Origin of the sequence: Bacillus sp. 41-22, assembly GCF_025809295.1 — a bacterium.
In the GTDB taxonomy this organism is placed as follows: domain Bacteria; phylum Bacillota; class Bacilli; order Bacillales; family Bacillaceae_G; genus Bacillus_A; species Bacillus_A mycoides.
In genome coordinates, this window is the sequence record NZ_CP084035.1 from 327,282 (window position 1) to 346,630 (window position 19,349).

A 19,349-nucleotide genomic window follows, 5' to 3' on the forward strand; every position below is an offset into this window, starting at 1 on the left:
GAGGATGTTAAAAAAGTCCGGTCAAGATAACTGTCGCATGTCGTCGTTGCATAGCCAGTGCGGTACTCATGTATGAAAGCTACACTCCGTGTCCTCCTGGCAAATGCGCCTTGACCTGCTCGGTTCTCTTGATCCTCCTTTTTAAACTTTTATTGATATGAAAACAAACTAGGAGCATAGCTTCTAGTTTGTACTTATTTAATTATTGGGGGATGAAATATGAATGTTTTAGTAATTGGCCGTGGTGGACGTGAGCATGCTTTAGCTTGGAAGTTTGCACAATCTGAAAAGGTAGAAAAAATATATGTAGCGCCAGGTAATGAAGGTATGCGAGACGTTGCAACACCAGTTGATATTGATGAGAATGATTTTGATGCATTAGTCTTATTCGCAAAAGAAAACAATGTAGGCTTAACTTTCGTTGGACCAGAAATTCCACTTATGAATGGAATCGTTGATCGCTTTAAGGAAGAGGGACTTCGTGTATTTGGACCTAATAAAGCGGCTGCTGTTATTGAAGGTAGTAAAGCTTTTACGAAAGAATTGATGAAAAAGTATGATATTCCAACTGCGGCATATGAAACTTTTACAGACTATGAAGAGGCAGTAAAGTACATTCAGAAAGTTGGTGCACCGATCGTAATTAAGGCAGATGGGTTAGCTGCTGGTAAAGGTGTAACGGTAGCAATGACGCTTGAAGAGGCATTACAAGCTGTGAAAGAAATGCTACAAGATGTGAAATTCGGCGCAGCAAGCAAGAAGGTCGTTATTGAAGAGTTTTTAGATGGACAAGAATTTTCATTAATGGCATTTGTAAATGGAACAACTGTGTATCCAATGGTAATTGCTCAAGATCATAAACGAGCTTTTGATGGTGATAAAGGTCCTAATACAGGCGGAATGGGTGCATATTCCCCAGTACCACAAATTCCGGAATCAGCGGTTCAAGAAGCGATTCAAACAGTATTACATCCAACTGCTAAAGCGATGATCCAAGAAAATCGTTCGTTTACAGGAATTTTATATGCGGGGCTTATTTTAACGAATGATGGTCCAAAGGTAATTGAGTTCAATGCACGCTTTGGCGATCCTGAAACGGAAGTTGTATTACCACGCTTAGAAAATGATTTAGTTGATGTATGTAACGCTGTATTAGATGAAAGTGAATTAACGTTACAATGGTCAAAGGAAGCAGTTATTGGTGTCGTACTTGCTTCGAAAGGATATCCAGAAGCATATAAAAAAGGTGAAATTATTAACGGATTAGATGCACTGCAAGATGTAATAGTTTTCCATGCGGGTACAGCGATGAAACATGGTGACTTTGTAACAAACGGTGGCCGTGTATTATTTGTTGCTTGTAAGGCGAATAGTTTACAAGAAGCGAAAGATAAGGTCTATAAAGAAATCGGTAAAATTGAGAGTGATGGTTTATTTTACCGAAGTGATATAGGATATCGTGCAATTGGGCATGAGATGACGAAAAGCTAATATATAAAAATCCCGCTGATTTCTCAGCGGGATTTTTATGCATCTTTATTTTTTTTTAATTTTCCTTTTTGCTTTGCCATTTCTCGAAGTAAATACTCGATGTGTGCATTGACGCTACGAAACTCATCATTCGCCCATTTTTCGATGACTGCGTGTAATTCAGGATCAATACGTAATGGAAAGCTTTTCTTTTTGGCCATAATCACTTACAACCTTTAGTATAGGCTTCCTGTATTAATAACTGGTTGCGCACCTTTATCTGAAACGATGGCAACTAATAAATTGTTCACCATATTTGCTTTACGCTCGTCATCGAGTTCCAGTACGCCTTCTTCATCTAACATATGGATTGAATCTTTCGCCATCTTCACAGCACCTTCAACAATCTCTTTTCTAGCAGCTAATACTGCTTTTGCTTGTTGACGTTGGAGCATTGCATGGGCAATTTCTGTTGCGTAAGCTAAATGCGTTAAACGAGTTTCTAATACTTCTACGCCAGCGATTTCAAGGCGTGCTTCTAACTCACGCTTTAATTCTTCAGAGATTTCTTCAGTATTTCCTCGTAACGTGATACAAGTTTCATCTTGGAAATTATCATAAGGATATTTTGTAGCAACGTGGCGGATTGCTGTTTCGCTTTGAATTTCTACGAATCGATCGTAATGCTCAACACCAAACATTGCTTTTGCGGAATCAACAACTTTATATACGATAACGGCTGCAATTTCAATTGGATTGCCCTCAACATCGTTTACTTTTAATTTCTTACTGTTAAAGTTTTCAACACGTAAAGATACAGTTTGACGAAACGCGAATGGAATTGTTAAAAATAAACCATTTTGACGAATTGTTCCTAAATAACTACCGAAAAACGTAATAACTTTCGCTTGATTCGGTTGAACGATACCGATACCTGTAGCTAAAACAGATGCTAATATGAGAGCTAAAATAGCTATTACAAACATTTCTTGTACAAGGCAAAATACACCGATAGCGGCTAAAACTAAAATTCCAATAACGCCGAGAAATCCATTAACATAAAATACTTGTTTTTCTTTCATATGATCGCCTCCTTGATATAAAAATGATATCACTTTTATATCATTACATGCAAGAGGGTTACACCTAATTTTCTGAATTTTATTGTTTGATATCTTTTATGTACGTTTTAAGGGTGAAAACAAGAATGTACGTTCTGTTTCGTGGTAAAATAAAGAAGACTTAGCTGCCCACTGCAGCAGCTAAGTCCCTTTGAGAGCATCTTGCATCGTGACAAATGATTCAAAGCGGTTTTGCCAGGATTAATTCTTCAATCGCTGACTCAATCTCTTTGTCAGAAGTGTCATAACTTCCATCTGACTTTGACTTTGGCTTGTCATGACTGGAAGCTGAATTAACTTCTTCTTTATTATGTCCTTTTTCAGTGAAATTCATGCTAGGCATTTTAAATGCGCTCATATTCATATATTTTCCAAACTTACAGGCTTCAACAATAGGGCAGAAACGAACGATTCCCTCCGCAATTTTCATGGCACCAATCCATAGCAAAACTTTAGACCAAGTGCACCAAGGTTTACGTACGAGTTTAGCTGTACTACAACCGAAGAGGATGAGTCCGAGTGTAATTCGAATTAGAGCACTAATTGTGCCGATGTTTTGCTTCATTAGAAAAACACTCCTTTTTAATTAACTTCGAAATAGAAAATACTATTTCATTTGTTAGTATTCCGTATAAGTTTTTTGATATGTAATCCAACATTTGACGTTGAAAAAGATGTTGGATTGGGCGTGTGTGTAGGTAGCTTTTTTTGTTATAATGAAAGAATGCGTAAAAGGAAGTTCAAAAAGTCCGGTAAAGATAGCTGTCGCATTGCATCGTTGCATACGCCAGTCCGGTACTCATGTAGGGAAAACTACATTCCGTTCCTCCTGGCGAATGCGCCTCGACCTGCTCGGCTCTCTATATCCTCCTTTTTGAACAAATATAGTAGGGAAGTTCAAAAAGTCCGGTAAAGATAGCTGTCGCATTTCATCGTTACATACGCCAGTCCGGTACTCATGTAGGGAAAACACATACCGTTCCTCCTGGCGAATGCGCCTCGACCTGCTCGGCTCTCTATATCCTCCTTTTTGAACAAATATAGTAGGGAAGTTCAAAAAGTCCGGTAAAGATAGCTGTCGCATTTCATCGTTACATACGCCAGTCCGGTACTCATGTAGGGAAAACTACATTCCGTTCCTCCTGGCGAATGCGCCTCGACCTGCTCGGCTCTCTATATCCTCCTTTTTGAACAAATATAGTAAGGAAGTTCAAAAAGTCTGGTAAAGATATAGCAAGGAATGTAAAAAATCTTGATAAAAATTAACTGTTATTTTGAACAGAAATTATATAACTAGAGAAAAGAAAGGGTGTTTTCATGTACGATATTTCCAAATGGAAACATGTATTTAAGCTTGATCCAAATAAGGAGTTAAGTGACGAACATTTAGAAATGATTTGTGAATCTGGAACGGATGCTGTTATTGTAGGCGGAAGTGATGGAGTGACAATTGATAACGTATTACACATGCTAGTTAGCATTCGTAGATATGCAGTGCCTTGTGTGTTAGAGGTTTCTGATGTGGAGGCAATTACACCAGGATTTGATTTTTATTACATCCCAAGTGTTTTAAATAGCCGAAAAGTAGAATGGGTAACAGGTGTTCATCATGAGGCATTGAAAGAATTTGGGGATATTATGGACTGGGACGAAATTTACATGGAAGGGTATTGTGTTTTAAACCCAGAAGCGAAAGTAGCCCAGCTTACAGATGCAAAATGTGATTTAACAGAAGATGATGTTATTGCATATGCGCGTTTAGCAGACAAGCTATTACATTTACCGATATTCTATTTAGAATATAGCGGGACGTATGGAGACATTGAGCTTGTTAAAAATGTAAAAGCAGAATTGAAACAAGCTAAGCTATATTATGGCGGTGGTATTTCTAATGCAGAACAAGCGAAAGAAATGGCGCAGTATGCTGATACAGTAGTTGTTGGAAATATTATTTATGATGATATAAAATCGGCATTAAAAACAGTTAAAGCAGTAAAAGGAGAGTAGGTGCAGGCGCATATGAGTACGACAGATAAGTTATTAAATGGTTTAAATCCGCAGCAACAAAAAGCAGTACAAACAACAAATGGACCACTTCTATTAATGGCAGGCGCAGGTAGTGGGAAAACACGTGTGTTAACACACCGTATTGCATATTTACTTGGTGAAAAAGGTGTGGCGCCATGGAATGTACTAGCAATTACCTTTACAAATAAAGCTGCTCGTGAAATGCGTGAGCGTATTGATAAACTTGTTGGACCAGAAGCAGAAGATATTTGGATTTCTACGTTCCACTCTATGTGTGTACGTATTTTACGACGTGATATCGATCGTATTGGTATTAATCGTAACTTTACAATCTTAGATTCAGGCGATCAGTTAACTGTAGTCAAAAAAATTATGAAAGAGCGCAATATTGATCCGAAGAAATTTGAGCCGCGCTCTATTTTAGCCGGTATTAGTAATGCGAAAAATGAACTGTTATCTGCAGATAAATATGCAAAAAAAATTACAATCGCTGACCCATATGAAAAATTAACGAGCGATGTATATACAGAATATCAAAAACGTCTTTTGAAAAATAACTCATTAGACTTTGATGATTTAATTATGACAACGATTCAGCTATTTGAACGTGTTCCAGAAGTACTAGAGTTTTATCAGCGTAAGTTCCAATATATTCACGTTGATGAGTATCAAGATACGAACAAAGCTCAGTACCTTCTTGTTAAACATTTAGCAGCACGTTTTAAAAATCTTTGCGTTGTAGGTGATTCTGATCAGTCTATTTACCGCTGGCGCGGGGCTGACATTTCTAACATTTTGTCATTCGAAAAAGACTATGAGAATGCGCAAGTTATCTTGTTAGAACAAAATTATCGTTCGTCACAAAATATTTTAAATGCAGCGAATGCTGTAATTGAAAAAAATTCAAACCGTAAACCGAAGAAATTATGGACAGACAATCAAATTGGAAGCAAAATCTCGTATTATCGTGCTGCAACTGAAAAGGACGAAGCGTATTTTGTTGCGAAAAAAATTCGTGATGATATTCAAATGGGGAAACGAAAATATACTGATTTTGCAGTGTTATATCGTACAAATGCCCAGTCTCGTATGGTCGAGGAGATTTTCCTGAAATCTAATATCCCTTACAAAATCGTCGGAGGTACTAAGTTCTACGACCGTAAAGAGATTAAAGACATTTTGGCGTACTTACGTTTAATTGGGAATCCAGATGATGAGATTAGTTTTGCACGTATTATAAACATGCCAAAGCGCGGGATTGGTGCGACTTCTATAGATAAAATTATTAATTATGGTGTGCAAAACGGAATCTCATTAACTGCTGTATTTGATGAGATTGAGCATGTTGGTGTAAGTGCAAAAATAACAAAAGCAGTAAAAGAATTCGCAAGTTTATTACACAACTGGGTAAATATGCAAGAGTATTTATCTGTTACAGAATTAGTAGAAGAAGTTATTGAGAAGACAGGCTATCGCGATATGTTGAAAAATGAGCGTTCTTTAGAAGCAGAAGGTCGTTTAGAAAACTTAGACGAGTTTTTATCTGTTACACAAACATTTGAATCCCAAAGCGAAGATAAGAGCCTTGTTGCATTCTTAACAGACTTAGCTCTTGTTGCGGATATTGATCGTGTAGATGAAGATCCAACTGCTGGTGAAGAAGTTATTTTAATGACGATGCACTCAGCAAAAGGATTAGAGTTCCCAGTTGTCTTTATTGTTGGCTTAGAGGAAGGGATATTCCCGCATACTCGTTCTCTTATGGAAGAGGATGAAATGCAAGAAGAGCGTCGTCTTGCCTATGTAGGTATTACTCGTGCAGAAGAAGAGCTATACTTATCTAATGCTCAAATGCGTACTTTATTTGGTAGAACAAGTATGAATGCAGCATCTCGATTTATTACAGAAATTCCGGCAGAATTAGTAGAACCATTAAACGAAACAGCACCGAAGCGTGAAACTTCGTTTGGTGCAAAAGGAAGAACGACAAGCGCAACTACAACACGCTCTCGTTCAGCTTTCGCGCGTCCGGCTGTTAAGACGACGGGTGGCGAGCAAATTGGCTGGGGAATAGGCGATAAAGCTGCTCACCAGAAGTGGGGAGTCGGTACAGTTGTAAGTGTAAAGGGTGAAGGAGATTCAAAAGAATTAGATATTGCGTTCCCAAGCCCAATTGGTATTAAACGTTTATTAGCAAAATTTGCACCTGTGACGAAACAATAGGAAAGGACTGAGGATATGTCAAAAGAGATAGCCAAAAAACGTATAGAAGAACTGCGTGATTTGTTAAATACATTTAACTATCAATATCACGTATTAGACAATCCTTCTGTTTCTGATGCGGAATATGACCGTGATATGCAGGAGCTTATAAAATTAGAAGCAGAGAACCCAGAGTTTATGAGTGAAGACTCTCCCTCCATTCGCGTTGGGGGGACTGTTCTTGATATATTTGAAAAGGTAACGCATAAATCACCAATGTTAAGTTTAGGAAACGCGTTTAATGAAGGAGATTTGCGTGATTTTGATCGAAGAGTACATCAGGGAATTGATGATGCGAATGTAAGATATATATGCGAATTAAAAATTGACGGACTTGCTGTTTCACTTCATTATGAAAAAGGACGCTTCATTCAAGGAGCAACACGTGGTGATGGTATAACGGGTGAAGATATTACCCAAAACTTAAAAACGATTAAAGCTATCCCGCTGCGTTTAAATGAAGAAGTAACGTTAGAAGCACGAGGCGAGGCTTATATGCCGAAGCGTTCATTCGTTAAATTAAATGAAGAAAAAGAGCAAAATGGTGAAGATGTATTTGCGAATCCACGTAATGCGGCAGCAGGATCGATACGCCAACTTGATCCGAAAATTGCAGCGAAGCGTAACTTATCTATGTTTGTGTATGGTCTTGCTAATGTAGAAGAAAAAACAATTCCATCCCACAGTGAATCACTGGATTTCTTAGGTGAGCTTGGATTTAAGACGAATCCAAATCGTCGTACATGTGAAACAATTGAAGACGTAATAGCCTATGTAGAAGAGTGGCAAGAAAAACGCCCGCATCTTGATTATGAGATTGACGGAATCGTTATAAAAGTAGACGATGTTGCTATTCAAGAAAGCTTAGGAACTACAGCAAAGAGTCCAAGATGGGCAATAGCTTATAAATTCCCAGCTGAAGAAGTTGTGACGAGATTAACAGGGATTGAATTAAGTGTCGGCCGCACAGGAGTTGTAACACCAACTGCAGAGCTGGAGCCAGTGCGAGTAGCCGGAACTATTGTCCGTCGTGCTTCTTTACATAACGAAGATTTAATTCGTGAAAAGGATATTCGAATTGGTGACTACGTTGTTGTGAAAAAGGCTGGAGATATTATTCCTGAAGTTGTGAACGTTATTTTTGATAAGCGTACTGGTGAGGAAGAAGAATATCATATGCCAACGCATTGTCCAGCATGTGAGAGTGAACTTGTTCGTTTAGAAGAAGAAGTAGCACTTCGATGTATAAATCCGACTTGCCCAGCTCAAATTCGTGAAGGATTAATCCATTTCGTTTCAAGAAATGCAATGAATATTGATGGACTTGGAGAACGTGTAATTACACAACTCTTTGATGCGGATTATATTCGTACGTTTGCTGATTTATATTCATTGACGAAAGAGCAATTATTAGAACTAGAACGTTTCGGTGAAAAATCAGCAACAAATTTAGTCCAAGCAATTGAGAATTCTAAGGAAAACTCATTAGAGCGATTATTATTCGGTCTTGGTATTCGTCATGTCGGTGCGAAAGCGGCACGTACATTTGCTGAGCATTTCGAAACGATGGATGAGCTTGTGAAAGCGACGGAAGAAGAATTAAAAACAATTAATGAGATTGGTGAAAAAATGGCTCAATCCGTTGTAACGTATTTCGATAATGAAGACGTATTAGAGCTATTACAACAATTTAAAGAGTATGGCGTGAACATGGCATACAAAGGTATAAAAATTGCTGATTTACAAAATGTTGAATCGTACTTCGCAGGAAAAACTGTCGTCTTAACAGGGAAATTAGAAGTTATGGGCCGCAGTGAAGCGAAGAAGAAAATTGAGGCATTAGGTGGAAAAGTAACAGGAAGTGTTAGTAAAAGTACGGATTTACTTGTTGCTGGTGAAGCTGCAGGCTCGAAATTAGCGCAAGCAGAGAAGCACAATGTTGAAGTTTGGAATGAAGAGAGGTTCTTACAAGAGCTGAATAAGTAAGAGGTGCAAACTTACGATGAAAAAAATAGCGTTAGCGGTATTAAGTCTTAGCCTACTTGTAAGTGGGTGTAGTATGGGTTCCAATAAAGATGAAAAAGCAGTTGAGAAATCGGGGAAAGCGAAAGAACAAGCAGTTATCCCGAAATACTCCATTTCGGATGAATATTATAAGACAACGGTTCAATTTGATCCAGGTAAGGCACGTGGTTTAGTTGTACAAGGTTTAAATAGTCGTCTAGATGTAGATGAATTTGAAACAGGATTAATGCGCATTGCCAAAGAATCGTTTAGTACGAAAGATTATTTCTTTAAAGGCGGAAAGTTTCTAGAGGCTCAAGATATACAAATGCTTGTAAAAAGAAAGCGTACAGATGCTGAACAAAAAGAGCTAGAGGATAAGTTGAAAAAAGATGCAGTTAAATTTCCAAATATCGGACTGAATCCAGCCTTAAGTGAAGGTTCGGAGTCACTAGAAGTGAAAAATAAAAAACATCCAATGTATATCTCAAACATTTTAGAGCATGATTACTACGTGCAAAAAGGTGGGAACGATAATGAACCTGATGGCATTGTAGTTGGATTAGCGATGAATTCTGTTCAATATTATGAGGAAGAGCATGGTTATCCGCGTGAGGCTGCAATTCCAGATGTGAAAATGTTAGCTGAAGGGAAAAGGATGGCCCAAGAAATCTTGAAAGTAATGCAGCAAAAAAAGCCTGAAATAAAAAATATTCCGGTTACATTTGCGATTTATCGTCAAGGTCCAAAGTCTTCGCTTGTACCAGGGAATTTTGTTTCTTATGCTAAGGTAGAAAAAGGCAGTGAAACGGTTGAGGATTGGAAGCCGATCAATGAGAAATACTATTTATTCCCATCTGAACAAGCGAAAGCGGATAATAAACGTGAAGATCTTGCGAGGGTGTCAAACTTTAAAGCAAAATTAAGTGAGTATTTCCAAGGAGATTATACAGCTGTTATCGGTACTGGAATGTATAGAGATGATGAATTAAGAGAAATGAAGCTCGATATTCCTGTCCAATTCAATGGGAAAGCTGAAGTGATTGGTTTTACACAATATGTAGCTGGACTTGTTATGGAATACTTCCCGAATTATATGAAAGTACAAGTAACAATTAAATCTGTAGAACGCCCAGAAGCAATTATTATACGTGAAGCGAAGCAAGATGAACCGTTTGTGAAAATTTTAGATTAAAGATGAGAGCTGTTCCATAAAGGAGCAGCTTTTTTTCTTGAAAAATTTTGTTATAATTTTAAATGTTACAAATAAAGGGGTAAGGGGCAAAGTCATGGAAGAACTAAGCTTTCAAGTCATTATTTTATTAATTGCATTCGGGTTTTTAGCAGCTTTTATTGATTCGGTTGTTGGAGGGGGAGGATTAATTTCGCTTCCTGCACTTATGTTTGTTGGTTTATCACCAGCTTCGGCAATCGCAACGAATAAATTAGCTGCAACGATGGGGACGCTTACGAGCACAATTTATTTTATTCGATCAGGTAAGGTGAATTTTCGGATTGTAGGAAAGTTAATCCCGTTAACTATTATTGGAGCAGTCGCAGGGGCTTTAGTAGTAAAGTTTATTCCGCCTGATATTTTGCGTCCACTAGTACTCGTAATGTTGGTTTTTATTGCCATTTATATTATTGCGAAAAAAGATTGGGGAAGTGCATCTACCTATAAAAAGATGACAAAAGGAAAAACATTAATGTTTTTCTTTGTTATTTTAATGATAGGATTTTATGATGGATTTTTTGGACCAGGGACAGGATCCTTTTTAATTTTTGCATTTTTATTAATTGGTTTGGATTTTATTCAAGCGGCAGCATCTGGAAAACTTTTGAACTTCGTTAGTAATATCGTATCTTTAATTACTTTTTTATTTTTAGATGTGATTCATTTTGAATACGGTATAATTATGGGCTTATCAATGATTTTAGGTGCTTATTTTGGATCGAAGTTTGCGGTTCAAAAAGGTGTTGGATATGTAAGGACTTTATTTTTATTAGTTACTATTTTATTAATCGGGAAAAATGTTTTGGAATATACTCATATTTTGTAGATTCATACGTATGTATGAATCTCTTTTTTTTATTATATTTTAAAAATTTATTAATTTTTAAAATATAAGTCTAGGAATATTTGAATAAATCTAAATTATCGTGTAGAATAATGTTGTAAAATGTAAACGTTTTTCTAAGGGGAGGCTAAAAAGATGGTAGTAGCATACAAACATGAGCCATTTACAGATTTTTCAGTAGAGGCTAACAAATTAGCGTTTGAAGAGGGTTTAAAGAAAGTAGAATCTTATCTTGGACAAGACTATCCATTAATTATCGGGGGAGAAAAAATCACTACAGAAGATAAAATTGTTTCTGTAAACCCTGCAAATAAAGAGGAACTTGTTGGTCGTGTTTCAAAAGCAAGCCGTGAATTAGCTGAAAAAGCAATGCAAGTAGCGGATGCAACATTCCAAACTTGGAGAAAGTCAAAACCAGAAATGCGTGCAGATATTTTATTCCGTGCTGCAGCAATCGTTCGTCGTAGAAAACATGAGTTCTCTGCTATTCTTGTAAAAGAAGCAGGTAAACCATGGAATGAGGCAGATGCTGATACAGCAGAAGCAATCGATTTTATGGAATATTATGCTCGTCAAATGTTGAAATTAAAAGACGGTATTCCAGTAGAAAGCCGTCCAATTGAATATAATCGTTTCTCTTACATTCCATTAGGAGTAGGTGTTATCATTTCTCCTTGGAATTTCCCATTCGCAATTATGGCAGGTATGACAACAGCTGCCGTAGTTTCTGGTAACACAGTATTACTAAAACCAGCTAGTACAACTCCTGTAGTAGCAGCGAAATTTATGGAAGTATTAGAAGAAGCTGGTTTACCAGCTGGCGTAGTAAACTTCGTTCCAGGTAATGGTTCTGAAGTTGGTGACTATTTAGTAGATCACCCTCGTACACGTTTCGTTAGCTTCACTGGATCTCGCGATGTAGGTATTCGTATTTACGAACGTGCAGCAAAAGTAAACCCAGGACAAATTTGGTTAAAACGTGTTATCGCTGAAATGGGCGGTAAAGATACAATCGTTGTTGATAAAGAGGCAGATCTTGAATTAGCAGCTAAATCTATCGTTGCATCAGCATTCGGATTCTCAGGACAAAAATGTTCTGCATGTTCTCGTGCAGTAATCCATGAAGATGTATACGATCATGTATTAAATCGTGCTGTTGAATTAACAAAAGAATTAACAGTAGGTAACCCAGATGCAAAAGATATTAACATGGGACCTGTTAATGACCAAGCTGCATTCGATAAAGTAATGAGCTATGTTGCAATTGGTAAAGAAGAAGGTAAAATCGTATCAGGTGGCGAAGGAGACGATTCTAAAGGCTGGTTCATCCAACCAACAATCGTTGCTGATGTTGCAGAAGATGCTCGCTTAATGAAAGAAGAAATCTTCGGACCAGTAGTAGCATTCTGTAAAGCAAAAGACTTTGATCATGCACTTGCAATTGCAAACAATACAGAATACGGTTTAACAGGAGCAGTTGTTACTAACAACCGTGACCATATTGAAAAAGCACGTGAAGACTTCCACGTTGGTAACTTATACTTCAACCGTGGATGTACTGGTGCAATCGTAGGTTACCAACCATTCGGTGGCTTTAACATGTCTGGTACAGACTCTAAAGCTGGTGGCCCTGATTACTTAGCGCTTCACATGCAAGCAAAAACTACTTCTGAAACTTTATAAGAAATAGTAGAAAAGATCTTCACAGACTGTGAAGATCTTTTCTTTTTGAGAAACTCTCTATAATAGAAGCTAGTTAATTTCAATCAAGAAAGGTTTCTAAATATTACTATTTTTTCTTTTGGATTAGTTAAACCTTGTTAATATCGGGATAAACATGAAAATAGAAACAAAACAGCGAGAAAAATTGACTTATTAGTCATATTTTTTAGTATTCATTTTGAGGATTTCCTGTATAATACAATTTGAAAGAAAATCTATGGTTAGACAAGAGAACACTCCTTTCGGCTTTGCTAACTGAAAGGAGTGTTTTTTTTAGGTCGCTAAAAACTCTTCTGTACTCATTATATTTGCGTATACTCCATTTAAACTCGCCAAAATTGTATTATGAATATAAACAGCTGGTATAGTAGCATTCTTAAATGAAAGATCTTTTGTAGCACAAGCATCGTGTATTACGGTACAGTGAAGACCAAAATCAAAAGCAGCTCTTACTGTAGCATCAATACACATATGGGTCATCATCCCGCATATTACGACGTGCTCAATTCCTGAACGTTGTAATTGTTCTAGAAGATCAGTTTCTCGGAAGCTATTTGGATAATGTTTAAGGATAACGGTTTCCTCTCTAAGTGGACGGACATTTTCGTGAATATGGACACCTTCTGTATTGGGTAGGAAAAAAGTAGCGCTATCTTTTATAGCTACATGTTGGATATGAAAAATAGGTTCGTTTCTTATTCTAAAATGTTGTAGTAGCTGACTAGCATATTCACTTGCTTCTACTGGATTACGTAATTCCATCATTCCGCTTGGAAAATAATCATTTTGAATGTCGACGAGCAAAAGAGCTGTTTTCATATATCTATCTTCCTCCGATTTCATATTCAAATAATGTTATTCAATGAATAGAGAAGATTCTCCTTTTTAAAAGTATGAGTGAGAAGGATTTTACATAACTTTAAAAATCACTATTGTATTGTTACTTCTTATTTAAAAATTTAAATAGAGAAATAATTAATATTTTTCCGAAAAATGTATTGACTCTCATTATTCTGAGTTCTATAATAAGACTTAATTAAACGACAATTAAATCGATACACTCTTATCCAGAGAGGTGGAGGGACTGGCCCTACGATACCTCAGCAACGGGTTTTTTTAATACCGTGCTAACTCCAGCAAGCCTATAAAGGCTTGGAAGATGAGAAGATGTGAATGAGTACATATAAAAGTGCTCTCCTTCTTATCTTTTATTACTGATAAGGAGGAGAGCACTTTTTATTTTACCTCGAAAGCTCTACTTCAAGTTTTACAGCATATAGGAGGGAAGAAAATGATTTCTTTTAACAATGTAAGTAAAGTATATGAATCAGGTGGGCAATCTGTTCATGCGGTTGAGGATGTAACGCTGTCAGTTGAAAAGGGCGAAATTTTTGGCATTATCGGATTTAGTGGTGCTGGAAAGAGTACGCTATTACGTTTAGTAAATATGTTAGAAAGACCAACTGCAGGAACAATTTCAATAGATGATAAAGATATTACATCATTATCGGCGAAAGAATTGCGGACACTAAGACAAAGAATTGGGATGATTTTCCAAAGTTTCAATCTATTTAATTCAAGAACGGTGTTTGGGAACATTGCTTATCCATTAAGGTTAGCGAAATTGCCAAAGAATGAGATAAAAGAAAGAGTGAATGAACTACTAAAATTTGTTGGTTTAGAAGATAAAGCGAACTATTATCCAGAACAGTTATCAGGTGGGCAAAAGCAGCGTGTTGGGATTGCAAGAGCACTTGCGACATCACCCGATATTCTCATATGTGATGAGGCAACATCAGCTTTAGATCCGGAAACAACAACAGAAATCTTAAATTTATTAAAGAAAGTAAATAGAGAGTACAATTTAACGATTCTACTTATTACACATGAAATGCACGTTGTGAAAGAAATTTGTCACCGTGTAGCCGTTATGGAAAAAGGAAAAGTAATTGAAGAAGGAAAACTGTTTGACGTTTTCACACAACCAAAAACAAAGACAACTCAAAATTTTGTACGCTCTGTTATTAATGATCACTTACCAGAAAGTGTTCTAGCGAAAATTCAAAACGGAGGTCAGATTTATCGCCTGACTTTTACTGGGGAAGAGACAGGGCAGCCTGTACTATCATATATTGCGAAAAACTATAACGTCGATGTAAATGTTCTTTATGGAAATATTATTGAACTCCAAAATGTGCTATTTGGAAATCTTCTTGTAGAACTACAAGGTGAACAGAAAGAAATTCAAAAAGCATTACAACATCTAAGACTGCAAGTGCAGCTGAAGGAGGTAGAAGCTCATGCGAGTTGATTGGAGTATATTTTGGCCTCGCATATTAGATGCGACGGGGGATACCCTCTTAATGGTAATTGTAACCCTTATATTTGCTACAATTCTCGGTATACCTCTAGGTTTACTGTTGTATGTAACGAGAAAAGGAAATTTTTTAGAAAATAAATGGGTCTTTTCTATTCTTAATATCATAATTAATACAATTCGTCCGGTTCCATTCATTATCTTTTTAGTAGCTTTAAGCCCACTAACAAGAAGTGTTATTGGAACGACGATTGGAACGGCTGCAGCAATCTTCCCAATGACGTTAGTTGCATCAATTGGTATTGCTAGAATGGTTGAAACCAATCTTGTTTCTGTTCCGAAAGGAGTAATTGAAGCAGCACAAGCAATGGGCGCTTCACCACTTAGAATTGTTTTTGAAATCCTCGTACCAGAAGCTTTAGCACCATTGATCCTAGGTGTCACGTTTATGACGGTCGGTTTAATTGAATTTTCTGCAGTCGCAGGACTTGTCGGTGGTGGCGGTCTTGGTGACTTAGCAATGACATATGGTTATCAACGCTTTGATACGTCAGTTATGTTTGTAACGGTCGTTTTACTTATTATTCTTGTACAGGTGGCTCAAAATTTAGGGAACTACTTTGCGAAAGTCTTTTTACGCAGATCATAAAAAGGAAGAGGGGAAAAGAAAATGAAGAAAATTTTAGCATTTGCATTATCAGCGATCGTAGGAATTACAGCATTAAGCGGCTGCTCAGGTGGAGACACAGGTGCAGGAGCGAAAGAGAAAGTAGTTCGCGTCGGTGTAACTGGAACAGATGGAGACGTTTGGGAAATTTTAAAGAAAAAAGCTGAAAAAGAAGGGATTAAAATTAAACTGGTTGAGTTCTCTGATTACACAACACCCAACAAAGCGTTAGCTGATGGAGATATTGAACTAAACTCATTCCAGCACATTGCTTTCTTAGAGCAATTTAAAAAGGAGCATAAGTTAGATATTACAGCTGTTGGTACAACGCAAATTGCACCGATGGGCTTATACTCTGAAAAATATAAGAAAGCAAATGAAATCCCAGATGGTTCGGAAATTGCTATTCCGAATGATCCAACGAACCAAGCACGTGCATTAAAACTTCTTGATGCAGCTGGATTATTAAAGCTTAAGAAAGATTTTGGTCTATTTGGGGATCCAAGTGGTATCGCTGAAAATCCAAAGAAGCTAAAAGTTACACCGGTTATCGCACAGCAAACACCTCGTGTGTTAAAAGATGTAGCGGCTTCAGTTATTAATAACGGTGTTGCTGGTCAAGCTGGATTAGACCCAGCGAAGGATCCAATTTTCTTAGAAGATCCAAATAATGAAAATGCAAAGGCCTATATTAATATTTTCGCAGCTCGTACGAAAGATAAAAATGATCCAACACTGAAAAAAGTAATTGAGTTATACCATTCAAAAGAAGTAACAGATGCAATTAAGAAAGAAACAAATGATGGTTCAATTTCAGTAGATCTTTCACTTGATGAGCTTGAAAAAATCGTAAAATAATTATTGAGTTTAACGACTAACAGTAGGAACCCCTCCGCTGTTAGCTCGTTCAACATATAATCTACTTAACAAACAAAACCCTAATTCTGTACCTTCTAATTTTGTATAACATAGAATCCAATGTTTGTTAAGTAGAGTGATGGACCAGGAGTTTTCCTGGTCTTTTTTTAATTAAAGCAGCTGGCTAATAATAAGGAAATCCAAATTATGATTGGGTAAGAGATTAAACTAAAAATGAGTGTACTTGCTAATTTCTTTTTAGGGATTAATAGTTTCTTTGATGAAAATAAGAAAAGAGAAAATAGGATAATGATAGATGCTGAGATTACTCCTGGATTATAAGAACGATAAATGAAATACAAGATAATATGCTGAACGGCGTTAAAGAAGATACAGCCCTGTATAAAAATGATCAAATAAATAGAAGATATGATGCTTAATTGATATAGAATGACTATGAGTAAGACGAAGGTTGTTAATATGGAAATTGCAATGAAAAATTGTTTGTTAGTTATAAAATGGATCGAAAATCGATTAGCGATATATTGTGGCATTTGGAAAGCTTCTTCAAGGTTATGAAAAAAGAATAGAAGGGGGATTAGCCAGATTGTATTAGTGGTGAAATGTCTTGTTGAAGATGTTTTTATCAACTTATATCAGCTCCAATAAAGGGATAGAAAGCCTATAAGAAAAGGCTTTCTACAAGGGTATAGTTATTCAATTATGATGCTTTTTAAATTACTCTCAGGTTGCGGTTGTTCTTCAGCATAAGAGGAGAGCTCCTCTTGCAAAATATTTAGTGCGTGCTTAGCTGATTGCTGAATCGGATTCGGTAGCTCTTCTAATATACGCATACCGATTTTTATTTTTGTACGAATTACCTTTCTTAGTAATTCATCATGCATGTACTACACCTCCAAACCGAATGTTTAGTACATCATCTTCAAACTTAGCTCCTTGAATAGAAAGGTGTGTTAATGTTTTTGGTAAGGTGATATTTCGCTTCATAGAGCCGGCTCGAATAATAAGTTCATCACCTTTTTGATTTAATGAAAGTTCACTTTTGTTTGAGAAGGGAATGGACAGTACGAAAATATACTCATCGCCATCTTTTTTTACATATTGTGTGCGGCCATTAAATTTCACTTCAGTAGGAGAGGGGTCTGATTTAAATAAAGCATTTCCTACACGCTCTAACATAGGTAAACCAACAACTTCTTGTTCAAACATGGGAGCTTCGTAAATAGGAAGTGGCTGAAAACTATCTTTAATTAACGCCTTATATTTCTTTTGTGTATCTTTCCATGCCTGAAAGTAAGGGTCGGTAACAGTGTTAGGGATGACGCGGTTAATCATAATGGCATCTACGTTATAATCGTATAAGTTTAAATAAGTAAAACTACGCTGAGCTTCTTTAATGACCATTTTTTCAGGATTTACAACAACGCGAATACTCGTTACTTCTCGGTTTGATAAAATATCTCTCATTTCTCCAAGTTGTTCAAGCGTATTCGTTAATTCGTCCATAATATCATCAGTTGGAAGGGGGACACCAAGAAGTGGTTGAGCTACAGGACGAACAACTTTTAAAATCTTCCTTTTAATAGGAAAGAGTTTTTCCATCCACCAGCCGAGCATGTCTGGAAAGCTAAGCATTGCTAAAGTTTCTCCAGTCGGTGCGCAATCAATAATGATGACGTCGTAAGTGTTGTGTTTATAGTAATCGAGTACTCGAAGTAAGCTAATTAAATCTTCCATACCAGGGAACATCGTTAATTCTTCTGTTGTAATATCATCAGCTGCTTTGGAAGTGAAGAGTAGTGTAATATATTTCTGCAATTTCCCCCAGCTTTTTTCCATTTCATAAATAGTGTTAATTTCTTGTGCCCACAAGTTTTCGCGAATTTCTAGTGGCTCAGAAGATAGTTTTATGCCAAATGAATCCCCTAAACTATGAGCAGGATCTGTACTCATTACTAATGTTTTTAATCCTTGTTTTGCACTTTGGATTGCTGTTGCTGCTGAAATGCTAGTTTTTCCAACGCCGCCTTTACCTGTATACAGAATAATTCTCATCATTAATATCCCCTTTGTTTCGAATATCGAATATTACGAGTGTCGAAATATTTAATTGAATAAAAACCCAACTAGGGTCTTATTCAATCGGAATGTTTTTCATTTTAGGTGTAGAAACCTTTTCTTCTGTTTTTTGCTGTGACGTAGCAATGTGATTCATGATCTTTTGGAATATTTGTAGTAAGAATGCTTTTTCTTCTTCTGACAATGAATCTGTCACTAGGCTAAAGTAATGGGCCGCATTTTGTTTTACTTCTTGAACGAGCATTACGCCGTTTTCTGTTAAACGAATTAATACAATGCGTCGATCGCTTTCATTCCGGTAGCGTTCAATATATCCCTTTTTTACAAGGCGATTTACAACGCCCGTTGTTGTACTCATCGGTATATCAAGAAGATCAGCAATTTTTGTCATTGTAATATCCGTATTTCGCTCCATCCAAAGTAAACAAAATACTTCTGTCTTGGAAAGTGTTAAATCAAGACTTACCCATTCTTCAGGATAGAAAAGTTTCTTGGCGTTATCTAGCAGTAAGTCTAAAAAATGTTCATATTGTAACAATTATTTCCACTCCCGTATATTTCGAGGTTCGTAATATTTGTTTTTATTTTATGTGGAATTGAAATAAATGTCAATGTTTTTAACTGTTTTTTCAGATTAGAAAGAAAATTATCTTCAAAATAGAAATTTTTTGTGATAGATTAATAAATAGAAAAATGATTTTACATAAAAAACCATTGTGATA

18 protein-coding genes and 1 riboswitch are annotated in these 19,349 nt (G+C 36.6%); of the genes, 10 read left to right on the forward strand and 8 right to left on the reverse strand.

All coding sequences use genetic code 11. The features are described 5' to 3' along the window. Window positions 1-219 precede the first annotated feature (219 nt). Complete coding sequence (gene purD, locus LCF45_RS01785; RefSeq protein ID WP_002124874.1) at window positions 220-1,491, forward strand: phosphoribosylamine--glycine ligase; 1,272 nt, start codon at window positions 220-222, stop codon at window positions 1,489-1,491. A 35-nt stretch (window positions 1,492-1,526) separates the two neighbouring features. Here the strand turns inward: purD and LCF45_RS01790 are convergent, their stop codons facing one another. From LCF45_RS01790 to LCF45_RS01800, 3 genes are all read right to left on the reverse strand, one after another. After that, the gene (locus LCF45_RS01790) at window positions 1,527-1,691 is read right to left on the reverse strand and encodes a type II toxin-antitoxin system antitoxin (RefSeq protein ID WP_002063556.1); all 165 of its coding nucleotides are present in this window, start codon (window positions 1,689-1,691) and stop codon (window positions 1,527-1,529) included. 15 nt (window positions 1,692-1,706) lie between these two features. Beyond that, a complete protein-coding gene (locus LCF45_RS01795) occupies window positions 1,707-2,552 on the reverse strand; it encodes an SPFH domain-containing protein (RefSeq protein WP_002063557.1) in 846 nt (281 codons plus the stop codon). 220 nt (window positions 2,553-2,772) lie between these two features. Beyond that, the gene (locus LCF45_RS01800) at window positions 2,773-3,156 is read right to left on the reverse strand and encodes a YgaP family membrane protein (protein ID WP_002124877.1); all 384 of its coding nucleotides are present in this window, start codon (window positions 3,154-3,156) and stop codon (window positions 2,773-2,775) included. A gap of 752 nt (window positions 3,157-3,908) precedes the next feature. Between LCF45_RS01800 and LCF45_RS01805 the strand changes: the two genes are divergently transcribed. From LCF45_RS01805 to pruA, 6 genes are all read left to right on the forward strand, one after another. After that, complete coding sequence (locus tag LCF45_RS01805) at window positions 3,909-4,598, forward strand: heptaprenylglyceryl phosphate synthase (protein ID WP_002124878.1); 690 nt, start codon at window positions 3,909-3,911, stop codon at window positions 4,596-4,598. 12 nt (window positions 4,599-4,610) lie between these two features. After that, a complete protein-coding gene (gene pcrA / locus LCF45_RS01810; RefSeq protein ID WP_002169288.1) occupies window positions 4,611-6,842 on the forward strand; it encodes a DNA helicase PcrA in 2,232 nt (743 codons plus the stop codon). A 15-nt stretch (window positions 6,843-6,857) separates the two neighbouring features. Continuing rightward, the gene (gene ligA / locus LCF45_RS01815; RefSeq protein ID WP_002010032.1) at window positions 6,858-8,867 is read left to right on the forward strand and encodes an NAD-dependent DNA ligase LigA; all 2,010 of its coding nucleotides are present in this window, start codon (window positions 6,858-6,860) and stop codon (window positions 8,865-8,867) included. 16 nt (window positions 8,868-8,883) lie between these two features. After that, window positions 8,884-10,080 carry a CamS family sex pheromone protein gene (locus LCF45_RS01820; protein ID WP_016121375.1) on the forward strand — a complete coding sequence of 399 codons (1,197 nt, stop codon included), beginning with the start codon at window positions 8,884-8,886 and terminating at the stop codon, window positions 10,078-10,080. 94 nt (window positions 10,081-10,174) lie between these two features. Next, window positions 10,175-10,945 (forward strand): TSUP family transporter, encoded by a 771-nt coding sequence (locus LCF45_RS01825; protein ID WP_002029466.1) that lies wholly within the window; start codon window positions 10,175-10,177, stop codon window positions 10,943-10,945. Between the two features lie 153 nt (window positions 10,946-11,098). Next, window positions 11,099-12,646, forward strand: a complete 1,548-nt coding sequence (gene pruA / locus LCF45_RS01830) for an L-glutamate gamma-semialdehyde dehydrogenase (RefSeq protein WP_002124887.1) — start codon at window positions 11,099-11,101, stop codon at window positions 12,644-12,646. 312 nt (window positions 12,647-12,958) lie between these two features. Here pruA and LCF45_RS01835 read toward each other — a convergent pair whose 3' ends face one another. Then, complete coding sequence (locus tag LCF45_RS01835) at window positions 12,959-13,504, reverse strand: cysteine hydrolase family protein (RefSeq protein WP_002091344.1); 546 nt, start codon at window positions 13,502-13,504, stop codon at window positions 12,959-12,961. Between the two features lie 241 nt (window positions 13,505-13,745). Further along, a riboswitch (SAM riboswitch) is annotated at window positions 13,746-13,851 on the forward strand. 125 nt (window positions 13,852-13,976) lie between these two features. On the opposite strand from LCF45_RS01835, the gene LCF45_RS01840 reads away from it, so the two are divergent. The 3 genes from LCF45_RS01840 to LCF45_RS01850 are packed head-to-tail and all read left to right on the forward strand — an operon-like array spanning window position 13,977 to window position 16,527. Then, window positions 13,977-14,996: a methionine ABC transporter ATP-binding protein gene (locus LCF45_RS01840; protein WP_002010037.1), complete on the forward strand. Its 1,020-nt coding sequence runs from the start codon at window positions 13,977-13,979 to the stop codon at window positions 14,994-14,996. Then, complete coding sequence (locus LCF45_RS01845; RefSeq protein WP_002091343.1) at window positions 14,986-15,651, forward strand: methionine ABC transporter permease; 666 nt, start codon at window positions 14,986-14,988, stop codon at window positions 15,649-15,651. Before LCF45_RS01840 ends, LCF45_RS01845 begins: the two co-directional genes overlap by 11 nt. 21 nt (window positions 15,652-15,672) lie before the next feature. Beyond that, window positions 15,673-16,527 carry a MetQ/NlpA family ABC transporter substrate-binding protein gene (locus tag LCF45_RS01850; protein ID WP_002029488.1) on the forward strand — a complete coding sequence of 285 codons (855 nt, stop codon included), beginning with the start codon at window positions 15,673-15,675 and terminating at the stop codon, window positions 16,525-16,527. Between the two features lie 167 nt (window positions 16,528-16,694). On the opposite strand, the gene LCF45_RS01855 is transcribed toward LCF45_RS01850, so the two are convergent. From LCF45_RS01855 to LCF45_RS01870, 4 genes are all read right to left on the reverse strand, one after another. Then, on the reverse strand, window positions 16,695-17,177 hold the full coding sequence (locus tag LCF45_RS01855) for an HXXEE domain-containing protein (RefSeq protein ID WP_002091337.1): 483 nt from the start codon (window positions 17,175-17,177) through the stop codon (window positions 16,695-16,697). 63 nt (window positions 17,178-17,240) lie between these two features. Continuing rightward, the gene (locus LCF45_RS01860; protein ID WP_002091335.1) at window positions 17,241-17,432 is read right to left on the reverse strand and encodes a DUF3926 domain-containing protein; all 192 of its coding nucleotides are present in this window, start codon (window positions 17,430-17,432) and stop codon (window positions 17,241-17,243) included. Then, the gene (locus tag LCF45_RS01865; RefSeq protein WP_263894470.1) at window positions 17,425-18,606 is read right to left on the reverse strand and encodes an ArsA family ATPase; all 1,182 of its coding nucleotides are present in this window, start codon (window positions 18,604-18,606) and stop codon (window positions 17,425-17,427) included. The genes LCF45_RS01860 and LCF45_RS01865 overlap by 8 nt, the downstream gene beginning before the upstream one ends. 76 nt (window positions 18,607-18,682) lie before the next feature. Beyond that, on the reverse strand, window positions 18,683-19,165 hold the full coding sequence (locus LCF45_RS01870) for a MarR family winged helix-turn-helix transcriptional regulator (RefSeq protein ID WP_263894471.1): 483 nt from the start codon (window positions 19,163-19,165) through the stop codon (window positions 18,683-18,685). Between the last annotated feature and the right edge of the window lie 184 nt (window positions 19,166-19,349).